Annotated in this window: 14 protein-coding genes; 9 read left to right on the top strand and 5 right to left on the bottom strand. The window is 54.6% G+C overall.

Translation table 11 applies throughout. The features are described from left to right. The first annotated feature begins 112 nt into the window (after positions 1-112). Positions 113-2,704, top strand: a complete 2,592-nt coding sequence (gene clpB, locus IDM48_RS02270) for an ATP-dependent chaperone ClpB (RefSeq protein ID WP_151145289.1) — start codon at positions 113-115, stop codon at positions 2,702-2,704. Positions 2,705-2,954: 250 nt separating this feature from the next. On the opposite strand, the gene IDM48_RS02275 is transcribed toward clpB, so the two are convergent. Then, on the bottom strand, positions 2,955-3,698 hold the full coding sequence (locus IDM48_RS02275) for an SDR family oxidoreductase (protein ID WP_068169089.1): 744 nt from the start codon (positions 3,696-3,698) through the stop codon (positions 2,955-2,957). A 131-nt stretch (positions 3,699-3,829) separates the two neighbouring features. Between IDM48_RS02275 and IDM48_RS02280 the strand changes: the two genes are divergently transcribed. Then, entirely contained in the window at positions 3,830-4,720 is an 891-nt protein-coding gene (locus IDM48_RS02280) for a Sir2 family NAD-dependent protein deacetylase (protein WP_198924116.1), read from the top strand. A gap of 68 nt (positions 4,721-4,788) precedes the next feature. Here the strand turns inward: IDM48_RS02280 and IDM48_RS11720 are convergent, their stop codons facing one another. From IDM48_RS11720 to IDM48_RS02290, 3 genes are read right to left on the bottom strand one after another with little or no spacing between them, the layout of a single operon-like run. Then, the gene (locus tag IDM48_RS11720) at positions 4,789-4,920 is read right to left on the bottom strand and encodes a hypothetical protein (RefSeq protein ID WP_274382300.1); all 132 of its coding nucleotides are present in this window, start codon (positions 4,918-4,920) and stop codon (positions 4,789-4,791) included. A gap of 30 nt (positions 4,921-4,950) precedes the next feature. After that, positions 4,951-5,235: a cation:proton antiporter domain-containing protein gene (locus IDM48_RS02285; RefSeq protein ID WP_068169095.1), complete on the bottom strand. Its 285-nt coding sequence runs from the start codon at positions 5,233-5,235 to the stop codon at positions 4,951-4,953. Positions 5,236-5,239: 4 nt separating this feature from the next. Further along, complete coding sequence (locus tag IDM48_RS02290) at positions 5,240-5,398, bottom strand: hypothetical protein (RefSeq protein WP_158004387.1); 159 nt, start codon at positions 5,396-5,398, stop codon at positions 5,240-5,242. A gap of 296 nt (positions 5,399-5,694) precedes the next feature. Between IDM48_RS02290 and IDM48_RS02295 the strand changes: the two genes are divergently transcribed. From IDM48_RS02295 to IDM48_RS02320, 6 genes are all read left to right on the top strand, one after another. After that, positions 5,695-6,342, top strand: coding sequence for a DUF4956 domain-containing protein (locus tag IDM48_RS02295; RefSeq protein ID WP_068169098.1), 648 nt, complete (start codon positions 5,695-5,697; stop codon positions 6,340-6,342). A 10-nt stretch (positions 6,343-6,352) separates the two neighbouring features. Beyond that, positions 6,353-7,255 carry a polyphosphate polymerase domain-containing protein gene (locus IDM48_RS02300; RefSeq protein WP_083147146.1) on the top strand — a complete coding sequence of 301 codons (903 nt, stop codon included), beginning with the start codon at positions 6,353-6,355 and terminating at the stop codon, positions 7,253-7,255. A 50-nt stretch (positions 7,256-7,305) separates the two neighbouring features. Beyond that, positions 7,306-8,889 (top strand): carbohydrate-binding domain-containing protein, encoded by a 1,584-nt coding sequence (locus IDM48_RS02305; protein ID WP_190617862.1) that lies wholly within the window; start codon positions 7,306-7,308, stop codon positions 8,887-8,889. A gap of 289 nt (positions 8,890-9,178) precedes the next feature. After that, positions 9,179-9,394 (top strand): DUF3073 domain-containing protein, encoded by a 216-nt coding sequence (locus tag IDM48_RS02310; RefSeq protein WP_068169103.1) that lies wholly within the window; start codon positions 9,179-9,181, stop codon positions 9,392-9,394. A gap of 247 nt (positions 9,395-9,641) precedes the next feature. Beyond that, positions 9,642-10,691: a phosphodiester glycosidase family protein gene (locus IDM48_RS02315; protein ID WP_190617864.1), complete on the top strand. Its 1,050-nt coding sequence runs from the start codon at positions 9,642-9,644 to the stop codon at positions 10,689-10,691. After that, entirely contained in the window at positions 10,688-11,869 is a 1,182-nt protein-coding gene (locus IDM48_RS02320; RefSeq protein ID WP_190617866.1) for a bifunctional glycosyltransferase family 2/GtrA family protein, read from the top strand. The genes IDM48_RS02315 and IDM48_RS02320 overlap by 4 nt, the downstream gene beginning before the upstream one ends. A gap of 142 nt (positions 11,870-12,011) precedes the next feature. On the opposite strand, the gene IDM48_RS02325 is transcribed toward IDM48_RS02320, so the two are convergent. Continuing rightward, complete coding sequence (locus IDM48_RS02325) at positions 12,012-12,248, bottom strand: hypothetical protein (protein WP_190617868.1); 237 nt, start codon at positions 12,246-12,248, stop codon at positions 12,012-12,014. A 106-nt stretch (positions 12,249-12,354) separates the two neighbouring features. Here IDM48_RS02325 and IDM48_RS02330 point away from each other — a divergent pair, with 106 nt between their 5' ends. Next, a complete protein-coding gene (locus IDM48_RS02330; RefSeq protein WP_190617870.1) occupies positions 12,355-12,540 on the top strand; it encodes a hypothetical protein in 186 nt (61 codons plus the stop codon). The last annotated feature ends 101 nt before the right edge of the window (positions 12,541-12,641 follow it).

Raw genomic sequence — 12,641 nt, forward strand, 5'->3', positions numbered from 1 at the left:
TTGAGTGGAGTAGACTCAAGTTAATAGATAAATAGAAACGCAGGGTTTGGGCCTAAATTCCGTATTTCTCAGTCTCTAACAGAGAAAACTTCAACTCGAAAGGAAGGCTTTCATGGAACAAAAATTCACCACTAAATCACAAGAAATCATTAGTAGCGCGAACATGAACGCGCAAACCGCCGGGAACCCCAGCATCGAACCTGCCCACTTACTCAAAGCGCTCATGGATCAGCGCGACGGCGTGGCTGTAGCTGTACTCAAAGCTGCAGGAGTGGACATCGACGCCGTCTCCGTTGCTGCCTCCAATGAAATCGCCAAGCTGCCCAAGAGCAGTGGCTCATCGGTAGCGCAAGCACAATTCAGCCGCAACGCACTGCGTGCAATTCAAACCGCTCAAACCAAAGCAGAGCAATTCGGGGATACTTTCATCTCCACCGAAATGATTTTGCTCGGGCTTGCATCAAACGACGACGCTACAGCGAAAGCTCTGGCGGATAACGGCGCTAGCGCCGACGTCATCGCTCAGACCATTCCGCAGGTAAGAGGAGATCGCACCGTGGACACTCCAGACCCCGAAGGCACTTTCCAAGCGCTTGAAAAATTTGGTACCGACCTCACCAAGATTGCTCGCGAGGGCAAACTAGACCCTGTGATTGGTCGTGACTCAGAAATCCGTCGCGTCGTGCAGGTACTTTCTCGCCGTACCAAGAACAACCCCGTTCTTATCGGTGAACCAGGTGTAGGTAAGACCGCTGTGGTAGAAGGTCTTGCTCAGCGCATGGTTTCGGGCGACGTTCCTGAATCTTTGCGCGGCAAAACCCTGATTTCTTTGGATCTTGGCTCAATGGTTGCCGGTGCAAAATACCGCGGTGAGTTCGAAGAGCGCCTCAAAGCTGTTTTGGATGAAATCAAGAAGTCCGAAGGCCAAATTATTACCTTCATTGACGAGATTCATACCGTCGTCGGTGCTGGCGCTTCCGAAGGTTCGATGGATGCCGGAAACATGCTCAAGCCCATGCTGGCGCGCGGTGAGTTGCGTTTGATTGGCGCTACCACCCTCAACGAATACCGTGAAAATATTGAGAAAGACGCCGCTCTAGAACGCCGTTTCCAGCAGGTCTACGTGGGTGAACCCAGTGTGGAAGACACCATCGGTATTCTGCGTGGACTCAAAGAACGCTACGAAGCGCACCACAAAGTAGCCATTGCAGACTCGGCTTTGGTCGCTGCGGCAACGCTGTCCCACCGCTACATTCCCTCGCGTCAACTTCCCGATAAGGCAATCGACCTCATCGACGAAGCTGCTTCGCGCCTACGCATGGAAATCGACTCGGCACCCGAAGAAATTGACATGCTCCGGCGCCAGGTAGACCGCTTGACCATGGAAGAACTGGCACTTCAGAACGAAACCGACCCAGCCTCAGTAGAGCGCCTGGAACACCTTCGTGCTGAAATGGCAGACAAACGAGAAGAACTCGACTCTCTCAACGCACGTTGGGAAGCCGAAAAAGCAGGACTCAACCGAGTCGGCGACATCAAGAACAAAATTGATGAACTGCGCTCTCAGGCAGAGGTTGCTCAGCGCGAAGGTAATCTCGGTGAAGCCTCACGAATTCTTTACGGTGAAATTCCTGCCCTTGAAGGCGAACTGCATGCAGCGCAGCAAGCTGAAGAAGAGCACACCGAAAAAGAATCGATGGTTTCTGAAGAAGTAACCGCCGATGACATTGCCGAGGTTATCTCCGCTTGGACGGGCATTCCCGCCGGCAAGATGCTACAGGGCGAATCGGAGAAACTGCTGAACATGGAAGACGAGCTGGGCAAGCGACTCATCGGACAGAAGCAGGCGGTCACCGCCGTAGCCGATGCCGTGCGTCGTTCACGCGCAGGCATTTCTGACCCCGACCGTCCGATTGGTTCCTTCCTCTTCCTTGGCCCAACCGGCGTCGGCAAAACCGAACTCGCCAAATCACTCGCCGAATTCCAATTCGACGATGAAAAGGCACTGATTCGTATCGACATGAGCGAATTTGCTGAAAAGCACAGTGTCTCACGTCTGGTGGGTGCCCCTCCCGGATACGTTGGTTACGATCAGGGCGGTCAGCTCACCGAAGCGGTCCGCCGTCGTCCCTACTCCGTAGTGCTGTTGGATGAGGTGGAAAAGGCTCACCCGGACGTCTTTGACATCCTCTTGCAGGTACTCGATGATGGCCGCCTTACCGACGGTCAGGGGCGTACCGTAGACTTCCGCAACGTCATCCTGATTCTTACCTCTAACCTGGGATCACAGTTCCTGGTTGATCAGAACATGGAAGAAGACGCCAAGAAGCAGGCGGTTATGAACGTAGTCAACGCTTCGTTCAAGCCCGAGTTCCTCAACCGTTTGGACAACATCATCATGTTCGATCCTCTTTCGGCTCAGGATCTCTCTAAGATTGTGGACATTCAGATTGACGCGATGGCACAGCGCCTGGGCGCCCGCCGCATCAATTTGAACGTTACAGATGCCGCTAGCGAATGGCTCGGACTTGCTGGCTACGACCCCGCCTTCGGTGCTCGTCCGTTGCGCCGTCTGGTGCAAACCGAAGTGGGCGACCGTCTGGCACGAGGAATCCTCTCCGGCGCCATCCACGATGGCGATACCGTAAAGGTAGATGTGAACCCCGATGTTGCTATCGATGGGCTGACGGTGACGGCTGAGTAATGTTGCTTGGCTGAGCTATGTGATATTTCGCTCTAGCTAGGTTGCGGCTTCGTCAGGGACAAACGCTTGAGCTCAAACATTAAGAGGAGGACGCCGCCCGGTCGGCTCTTACGGAACTTTTAGTCCGAGGGAGCTGAGGGGGGCGTCCTCCTCTTATAACTCGCCTGCGCATTTATCCCTGCACTCCACCACGAGATGAGCTGGGGCGCGTAACACTGCTAGGCTCAGCTTTTTACTCAATCCAAGCAGATTACTGCTGCCTCAACCATTGTTCGAGGGTGGGTTCGAGGATGATGGCGTCGACCGGTGCGTAGAGAGATCCATCGGCAAGCGCCGGCAGGACGGCGTCCACGGTGGTGACCTTGCGGGAATCGTTCGTAGCTGCGAGATAGCGCTCGGTCAGCTCAGGCAAGGTGAGGCGTTCGCCGCCTGCAACGGTGATGAGCCCTTCCCCGTGTTTACCTTCCGCGGCTTCTACCAAGAAATCTGCGACGGCGCCCATAGGGGCTGGCTGGATAGCCCAGTTCTGTGCCTTCACCTCATCATCGGAAACTTCGGAGCCAGCGGGATTGAGCACAAACTCAAACCACTGCACCGAGCGAACCACGACAGATTCGAGCTCCGCCTTCTGAACGAGCTGTTCCTGCTCGAAGCGTGCCTTGTAGAAGGGGAATTCCTGGAGCTGGGGCTTTTCTACGCCGTTAATGGAGAGCATCACGAGGCGGTGAACGCCAGCTTTTTCTGCGGCGTCGATAAGGTTTTTAGCGCCGTCGAGGATAGGGGTAATCGGATCGTCAGAAGCAGGATCGCCCACCTGAGAAGCATCAATCACAGCGTCAACGCCGTCGAGCTGCTCCAGAATGCCCTCGCCAGCGAGCAAATCTACGCCTTCGGAGCGGCAAATCTTGACGACATCATGACCTGCTGCTTCAGCTTTTTCAACAATAACTTTTCCCATAGCGCCGGTGGCGCCAGCAACTGCAATCTTTAACATTCCTTTATTCTATGCCTGCTGATGTTTGCCTTGCTATGACTTGTAATAATAGAGGGGTGAACTTTGAATCATCCTCCCGCGCGTCTTCGTATGTTTCTGATGCGGAAAGTATTGCCCGCCCCGATATTGCGATGGCGCACCGTTCGGCAATTCGCTCGATTGAGCGGGTGGTCAGTGAAACGGCGACACCTCACGATCCAGTTTTTGCTCGTGAGGGTATCGCGGCAATGTTGGATGCCGGGGGAGTGTTGGTACTCACCGGTGCGGGAGTATCGACCGGTTCGGGAATTCCCGACTACCGCGGTCCCAACGGTTCGCTCAAGAAACACCGCCCCATGACCTATCAGGAATTTAGATACGACGACGGCGCTCGCCAGCGCTACTGGGCACGCTCGTTCGTGGGCTGGCGGCATATGCGCCGCGCCGAACCTAACGCAGCTCACTACCTACTGGCTAAATTTGAAGAGCGAGGCGCGCTAGCCGGTCTCGTGACTCAAAACGTGGATGGTTTGCACCAACGGGCAGGGTCAAAAAATATCGTGGCGATCCACGGTGATCTTGACCGGGTGATTTGCCTGATGTGCAGGCACCTAGAAAACCGCGCTCATATGGACACCCGCATCGACGCCATCAACCCCGGCTACCTTGCGCGGTTAGAAGGTGAAGAGCTGCAGGTTAACCCCGACGGCGACGTCGAACTTTCAGACACCTTCATTCGCGATTTTAAAATGGCAGGGTGCGAGAACTGCGGTTCCACCCGCTTGAAACCTGATGTGGTGTATTTCGGCGAAAACGTGCCCGCCGAACGCAAGGCTGCAGTCGCAGAGATGAAAGCTGACTCGAAATCCCTGCTCATTGTGGGTAGTTCGGTAGCGGTGATGAGCGGGTACAAGCTCGTGCTAGACGCGCAGAAGCAGGGCAAACCCATCGGCGTCATGAATGGTGGCCCCGGACGCGCGGACACCCGTGCAGATTACCTCTGGCGCACTGAAGTAGCAGCAGGGCTAGCTCAACTGATCTAGCTCCGAACAAAAAAGCCGTTCACCGAAAAATGGTGAACGGCTTTTTCTACACTCTGAGCCCTGAACTTTTAACGGTCAGGGGACGAAAGGTTGTAGCTAATTTCGAAAGCATCGAGCCGCTCCAACTCATGCGAATGGGCTTCGAAAGAGAATGAGCCAATTTCGCGTGCATCCAGCAAAGCCGCAGCTTCTTTCTGCACCAGTTCAGGGTCTTCACCCTTAGTCTTGACTCAGCTCACCACTGCGCTGAGAGTACTGCCCTGAATAACCAGCGAAAGAAGCGCCACGAGAAAGGCGATAAAAATCAGTAAGGAACGCTGCGGAGTTCCTTCGGGAAGGGTGTGCACCGTAGCCAGGGTAAACGCACCGCGCATACCTGCCCGCACCAAAATAACCGAGTGCTGCCACGTCAGCGGGCGCTCCATCTCGTAGCGAACCGTGGTTCCTACCCGTCGAATACGCTTAATCATGTTTTCCTGCTTGCGGAAAAGACGCTGCTGAGAGCGTTCAGACACCGACTCAAAATCTTGCGGCTGAGGGTTCTTCCGACAGCAATGCTTTCTCTGGGGTACCTCTCAAAACGAGCAGGATAGGCGCGGTAACCCGAACCCGGTTTTCGAGGGAAGCAACCACGGCGATAACCGCCAGAGCGAGAACGATAGAAATAATAACGATCATAGGCAGAAAAACCTTCAAGCGCTGGAGAACAGCTAATCCTTAGGGTACTGCCCTCACTCGAACAGAGGGGGGCAACGGCACGGGTTGAGATAGCTCCAGGTCTGCGAGATACCAGAAAGATGAATGAGATACCGCCTCGAAACGGTACCTGATGAACTTTTCTAGTATCTCGACGTCGACTCCTTACAACATATTTTAAACGCTTAAGTTAGCCCTACATCCAGCACAGCTTAAACATAGCTACAGGTACGAATCTATAAATAACGCAAATTCCCCATGATTCGAAAGACCTGAAAATGTACCTCACTCTGGCATTCGCCGCACTTGACCTAGCCGCCATCCTCGCTCTCTGCGCCATGTACGTTCGCCGCCATCGCCGTCGCGACCTGGTGGTTTCATACCTGGTGATTAACGTGGGCGTCTTTGCCGTGACGGTCGCGCTCGCCAACGCCGACGCCACCAGCGCAGGCATGGGAATGGGGCTTTTCGGTGTGCTTTCGATTATCAGGCTCCGTTCCACCGAGCTGGACCAGCGCGAGGTAGCCTACTTCTTCGCCGCACTCGCCCTAGGTCTGCTTGCGGGAATCGGTCTTGAGCCTGTAGGCCTGGCTATAGCGCTGATGGCAGTGCTACTGATAGCGATGCTTGCCGTGGATTCGCCTCAAGTCATGGCAAACCTCCGCTCGCAAACCGTGACGGTCGACCGCGCCATCAGCGATGAAAATATCTTGCGCACTTACCTACAAGATCAGCTGGGGTACGTGATTGAAACCGTGAACATTCTAGAACTTGACCTTATCAACGATAAGACGGTAGCTGATATCCGATTCAACGCAGGTAAAGCAACTGTCCCTCATACTCCCGATCATCCCGAGCTCTACTCCGACCAGCATCCCCTCACCCCGAATACCGCCACTCTGACCTCCCCTGCCCAACATCGCTAAGGAGAAAACCATGAATGAAAACACCCTCAAACTTCAGCCCCTGACCTTCGCGAACCAACATGAAGCGGCGCCGGCGTCCATTGTTCCCTCCCACTGGCGCCCCATCAACCTCGAAGAACTCAATGCACAGGCTGCCATGCAAACTCGCGTAGACCGCAAATATATTGTGGATGCGAAGCTGGCTCAGAAGGTGCTGGCTACGCTCCCCGCACAGGCGGCGGTGCTTACGATGGATGGCAAACGCGATTTCGCCTACGACTCGGTGTACTTCGATAACCCGGCGCTACAAAGCTACCGGCTAGCAGCCCACGGGCGACGCAACCGCTTCAAAATCCGAACACGCACCTACTGCGATACCGGAGATACTTTTCTTGAAGTCAAGACCGAAGGCGCACGAGCTGTCACGGTCAAAGAACGAATTCCTTATCAGATAGCTGATCGCGCTCGTCTGAATACCGAAGGGCGCAGATACGTGAACGAAGCCCTGGGCGACATGCTTGAATGCCCGGTCACCGACTTTGAACCGGTACTGGCTACCAACTACCGCCGCACCACGGTGTTCCTGCCAGAGGCAGAAAACAATCCGGTGAACTCCCGAATGACCATTGACTGCGCTTTGACCTGGACGCCGCTAAGCGAACTGGCGCTCTCACCGGCAACACCTTTTGAAGTGGGTGAGCACTATGTGGCGGAGGGGATGGTGATTATCGAAACTAAATCTTCCTCCGCCCCCTCGGTAGCAGATAAACACCTGTGGCAGGCAGGAATTAGACCGACAAAAATCTCCAAATTCGCTACGGGAATGGCGGCTCTCAACGCCCAGCTCCCCGCTAACAAATGGCGGCGGACGATTCGTCGGAACATCCATTTGAGCCCCACCGAGAAAACCCGCAGCCTTCATTTTGCCGCCTAATCAGCGTCCCCAGATTTACTCCAACAACTCCAAGCGAAAGCAAAAACATCATGAAACTCAAGAATAAATTCTCTAAGTCAGCTCTTTCCCTCGCCTTTGTAGGAATCATCGGGCTCTCGGGCTGCGCCGCTCAAGAAACATCCAGCACATCCTCTACCACGAGCGTAAGCGCAAGCTCAGCAAGCTCCACTGCTTCGTCAAGTTCATCTGCTTCCTCTAGCTCAAGTAGCACGCTCTCCTACGACACCCATTTCAGCCAGGGCGATTTGAGCTGGGACGATTCTTCGGTCAAGACCATCGATCTCTCTAATCCTGAAGCGACCGATGGTGTGACGGTCAAGGACGGTGTCATCACCATTACCACCGCTGGTAACTATAAGCTCACCGGCACTCTTGAAGACGGGCAGATTGTAGTTTCTGCAGGCGATGAAGATATGGTTCGCTTGATTCTCGATAACGCGTCGATTACGAATTCTGACGGTTCAACAATCAATATTCAAAGCGCTAACGAAGTTCTGCTGTACTCCAATTCAGGAACAACCAACACTATTAGCGATGGTTCCGAGTACAGCTCAACGGGAGAGGACGACCCTGATGCAGCGATTTACTCTAAGTCAGATTTGACCTTGGCTGGCGAGGGAACACTCAACGTCACTGGCAACTACAATGATGGTATTACCTCCAAAGACGGCCTCGTTATTGCCTCAGGCACCGTTGATGTAACCGCTCAAAACAGCGGTATCAAGGGTAAAGACTATGTAGATATTCTCGATGGCACCGTGAAGGTTACCGCTACCGAAGGCGATGGCATCAAGGCCACTAATTCGGACGAAGAGGGGCGAGGCTGGACTCGTCTTCAGAGCGGTACCGTAGAAATTTCTGCCGGCGATGACGGTTTCAAGGCTGAAAAGGAACTTGAGATTGACGGCGGAACTCTAACCATCAGCCAGTCCAATGAAGGTATTGAAGCGCAGTACATTACTTTCGCCGGCGGTGAAATCACTGTGGCATCAGACGATGATGGTGTCAACGCCAGTGTGCCCGATACTGATACTGACTCGACTTCAACCGATTCGGCTGACTCAACTTCAACCGATTCAAGTACTACCGATCAGCAGCAGGGACAGATGCCTTCAGGTGACATGGGCGGTCAGGCACCCGGCGGTGACATGGGCGGTGGCGGTGGCATGGACACCGTTGAAGACGCCAGCATTACTGTTACCGGCGGCACCATCAATGTGACTGCTGAAGGCGATGGCTTCGACTCTAACGGTACTGCCACCATGAGCGGAGGTACTCTGACTGTCAACGGTCCCTCACGAGGCGGCAATGGCGTCTTTGATACCGCCGGGGACTTTACTCTAACGGGCGGAACACTTCTAGCTGGTGGAACCTCGGATATGTTCGTGGCGCCCGCCGCAGACGGCCAGGGATATATCAAATCAACCGATTTGAGCACTTCAGAAGGTGACACCGTGACCGTGGTGGATTCTTCAGGCAAGACCGTGGCTACCTATAAAGTCACCGACAAGGGAACACAGGTATTCTTCGCCTCAACCGAAGGAATCACCGCCGGGCAGACCTACACTTTGCAGGTCAACGGTGAAGACGCCGGAAGCGTCACCGCCCAGTAACTCCGCACCGTATCGGATAGTGGGACGGTGGTGAGACCCTCCCGCCCAATGACGGCACCGAAATATCCGCCCGAACGTGATTCACGACGCCGAAGAGTGTAGTTTCCCCTACACTTTTCGGCGTCGTCCAGAAAAAACTTCAGATGAATTTTCGCCCAGCGGGATATCAATCTGCATATAACGCTAAAAACATGTACGCTTAAGAAAAGAAAACTGTAAGCATTCCGGTGGCTTAAGTGCGCCTGCACGGTAGCCAAAAGCGGACCCGACGGATAAAGGGGGTCACGCCATGGGGCGCGGCCGTCAAAAGGCTAAAGCAACACGGCAGGCTCGGGAAATGAAGTACTACAGCCCCGAGACCGACTACACTGCGCTTGAACGTGAGCTCAGTAGTGCCAAAAAAAATTCATCAAGTGCAGCTCCGGCGTCAACCTATGACGACGAAGATGACTACTCAGCGTACGCAGACAAGTACACTGACGACTACGCCGATCGCCGCCGCTAACCGGGAAACCGGATAGTAGGCAATCAGCACATCACAAGACAGCCTCGGCAACGCGCCGGGGCTGTTTTGTTTTAAGAACTAGTGGAAACTTCTTGAACACTTACGCTCGGTATTACATTCGCTACGCTCATAGCCTTCAATTCGGAAACCTCTTGTGTGCTCGCGCGCTCGCACCCGGTTTCCTCATCACAGGAGAGGCATAGGTTTGGCAAATCCTGCACATGGGAACGCACCACATGCTTAAACCATGACAAAGACCGAACAGCACCCCACTGAACCCCTTACCCAGCAACAACCAGCCACTGGCTCCACCGCCGTCGACCAAAACCGCGGTTTCTGGCAGAAAAAAACCACCCGCCGCACAGCCCTCTTCGGAGGAGTCGGCGCACTTGCCGCAGCAGGCCTGGGTGGTGGCTGGGCATACAACCGCTACCTCGCCGAACACACCGAAATCTCCGACGTCGCCGCCTACGAAGCCGCCGCAACGGCATCCTCAGGGAGCACCAAAGCTGCAGCAACCGAGCTCACCAACGTCTCGGTGACAGACAGCGGACTTACCGCAGATAACGGTTCCATAGCCATCAACAAAATCGTCAACGGCTCAGGTAGCGATACCGTCACCGCATTCTCCGCCGAAATCAAACTCGACGATGCCACCCTTCTCAAATCGGCTTTCGCCAACAACGAATTCGGTTTGAACATCATCGACGTACCCACCGCCATCGCCGCCGAACACAACGCAATCTGGGCAATCAACGGCGACTACTACGGCTTCCGCGAAACGGGAATCGTCATCCGCAACGGCGTCGTATACCGTGACGCCAGCGCTCGCGAAGGTCTCGCTTTCTACCGCGACGGCTCGGTCAAGGTCTACGACGAAACCACCACAAACGCTCAAACCCTGGTCGATGCAGGAGTCTGGAACACTCTTTCCTTCGGTCCCTCTCTGATAAGCGACGGCGCAGTTGCCAGCGGTATCGAAGATTATGAAGTGGATACAAACTTCGGCAACCACTCGATTCAGGGAGAGCAGCCTCGCACGGGCATCGGCGTCATCGGCGATAACCACCTGATGGTTCTTGCAGTAGACGGGCGTTCCGAAGGTTACTCCCGCGGCGTCACCATGACCGAATTTGCCCAAATGTTCATCGATCTCGGCTGTACCACCGCTTACAACATCGACGGTGGTGGCTCAACCGATATGCTCTTCAACGGCTCGCTCGTCAATAATCCACTGGGCAAGGGCGAAGAACGCGGAACCAGCGACATTCTCTATATTGCAGGAGCGGCATCATGATTATCCTGATTCCTGCTTATCGCCCTGACGAATCGCTCGTCGAGCTGTGCAAGAAACTCATTTCTCGCGTTTCCTCAAGTCAGTCGCGGATTGAGATACTCATTGTGGACGACGGCTCAGGCGAAAAATATAGCCCCATCTTCCGCGTGGCCGAAGCCCTCAGCTACCGGGTTCGCATCCTTACCCTGGCAGAAAACAGCGGCAAAGGCGCGGCGCTGCGCGCGGGGTTCATCTGGTGTCGGGAAAACCGGGCGGGGCAGTGCGTCATTACCGCCGATGCCGATGGCCAGCACCTGGCCGCCGACATCCTTGCGGTGGGCGTGGCAACAGAGTTACGCGCTCAACAGGGTCTCTCAGCAATGGTGTTGGGTGTGCGCACGGTAGATGATCCACTGGCACCTGAGCCTGCCCGAGCGCCCTTGCGCTCTCGATGGGGCAACGCCATTTCGGTTGCATTCTTTAGACTCGCTACCGGGCAAAAAGTAATTGATACACAGACCGGTTTGCGCGGTTTTACCCCCGAGCTGCTGCCCTGGCTCGATATGATTCCGGGAAACCGCTACGACTATGAATTCACCATGCTGCTGCGAGCCACTCGCACCGACATGCTGATTGAGCAGGTGGCGATTACAAAAGTTTACGAGCCCGGTAATCCCACCAGCCATTTCCGGCCGGTACGCGATTCCTTAAAAATCTATGCTCCCCTGCTGGGGTTCTTGGCTACCTCACTGGCTGGATTCGCTATCGATACGGTCGCTTTGTTGAGTTTCGTAGCGTTGGGAATACACGTGATTCCAGCGGTAATCTGTGCGCGTTTGGTATCTGCTCTATGCAACTTTGCCTTGAATCGGGTGATTTTGCACGACGGCGGCGCGGCACCTGCCACCCGCACGTCCCTGGTGCGCTACGGTGTGCTGGCAGCGGGCATTCTTGCCACCAACGCTGGACTGATGGAACTTCTCACCTGGGCTGGTCTGCCACTCATTGTTGCCAAGGTGCTGGTTGAAGCTACCCTGGTTCCCCTGAGTTTCGCGGCGCAGAAGCGATGGGTTTTTGGCGAGCGTGAGACAGCACTGGAAACTTTACGACCGGATGCATCTTTTGCTACCCGCGCCCCGGTCGCAGCCTCGCAGGGGGAGCTGCCGCCCGCGCGTCGACGTCGCGAGTTAGTGGGTTAGGCTTGGGCGAAAGTTAGCTAGGTACAGTCAAAGTGGCGTTCTGGGGCGCAAAAATGGAGCGCAGAACGTCGCTTTAGCTAGCAGTAATGGGTCGGGGCCAGGGCGGGCGCCTAAACTTGACGTCGACGCGCGGGCCAGGAACTTACCGGCTCATCGCCCGAACCACGTTAATTCCGTGGCACACGAACCCAATCATAAAAAGGACCATACCGAGAATCCCTAACAGATTATTGATGCCTTGAGCGACGCCAATCAGAATAAATCCGGGGATAGCCGTCAGAATCGTGACGATAAAGAGTGGTTTATTAATTTTAGAAAATGCGCCCTGCATGGACAGCTGACCGTAAGATCCACCGGTGTCCTGCTTATTCTGTTTCAAGAACCTGAAGCCAAAAAACGTGAACGCGATACCGGCGCACAGAAATAGAATGCCCGCCAGCGGAAATGAGTCAGCACGCAGTTGAAAATACGTGAGGAGACCTCCGATGAGGAAGAAACCGAAAGATAAGACCGAGACCATATATCGGGGACCGGGGCGTAGCATGGGGAATACTTCACTTTCTGAAGAAGTAGGATGTGGTTTATCCTACGGTTACGGCGAGGTTTTCCCTAGCCAGGGCGAAATAAATACTTTCTTGGAAGAAACAAATGACCGTCGTAGCGTGTTTTGACCAGGTATACCTGGTCAAAACACGCTACGACGGTCAGAAACATTTGGGAGTGGCGGCCAAATAACCGGCCATAATGGGAATAACTGAACAAATCTAGAGGA

The sequence above is a fragment of the Rothia amarae genome (assembly GCF_014705945.2).
Classification (GTDB): Bacteria; Actinomycetota; Actinomycetes; order Actinomycetales; family Micrococcaceae; genus Rothia; species Rothia amarae.

Excerpts from the sequence above, each read along its gene's own strand:
- clpB (WP_151145289.1), top strand. The coding sequence starts at position 113 with ATGGAACAAAAATTCACCACTAAATCACAAGAAATCATTAGTAGCGCG.
- IDM48_RS02275 (WP_068169089.1), bottom strand. The coding sequence starts at position 3,698 with ATGTTAAAGATTGCAGTTGCTGGCGCCACCGGCGCTATGGGAAAAGTT.
- IDM48_RS02280 (WP_198924116.1), top strand. The coding sequence starts at position 3,830 with ATGGCGCACCGTTCGGCAATTCGCTCGATTGAGCGGGTGGTCAGTGAA.
- IDM48_RS02290 (WP_158004387.1), bottom strand. The coding sequence starts at position 5,398 with ATGATCGTTATTATTTCTATCGTTCTCGCTCTGGCGGTTATCGCCGTG.
- IDM48_RS02295 (WP_068169098.1), top strand. The coding sequence starts at position 5,695 with ATGTACCTCACTCTGGCATTCGCCGCACTTGACCTAGCCGCCATCCTC.
- IDM48_RS02300 (WP_083147146.1), top strand. The coding sequence starts at position 6,353 with ATGAATGAAAACACCCTCAAACTTCAGCCCCTGACCTTCGCGAACCAA.
- IDM48_RS02305 (WP_190617862.1), top strand. The coding sequence starts at position 7,306 with ATGAAACTCAAGAATAAATTCTCTAAGTCAGCTCTTTCCCTCGCCTTT.
- IDM48_RS02310 (WP_068169103.1), top strand. The coding sequence starts at position 9,179 with ATGGGGCGCGGCCGTCAAAAGGCTAAAGCAACACGGCAGGCTCGGGAA.
- IDM48_RS02315 (WP_190617864.1), top strand. The coding sequence starts at position 9,642 with ATGACAAAGACCGAACAGCACCCCACTGAACCCCTTACCCAGCAACAA.
- IDM48_RS02320 (WP_190617866.1), top strand. The coding sequence starts at position 10,688 with ATGATTATCCTGATTCCTGCTTATCGCCCTGACGAATCGCTCGTCGAG.
- IDM48_RS02330 (WP_190617870.1), top strand. The coding sequence starts at position 12,355 with ATGAGGAAGAAACCGAAAGATAAGACCGAGACCATATATCGGGGACCG.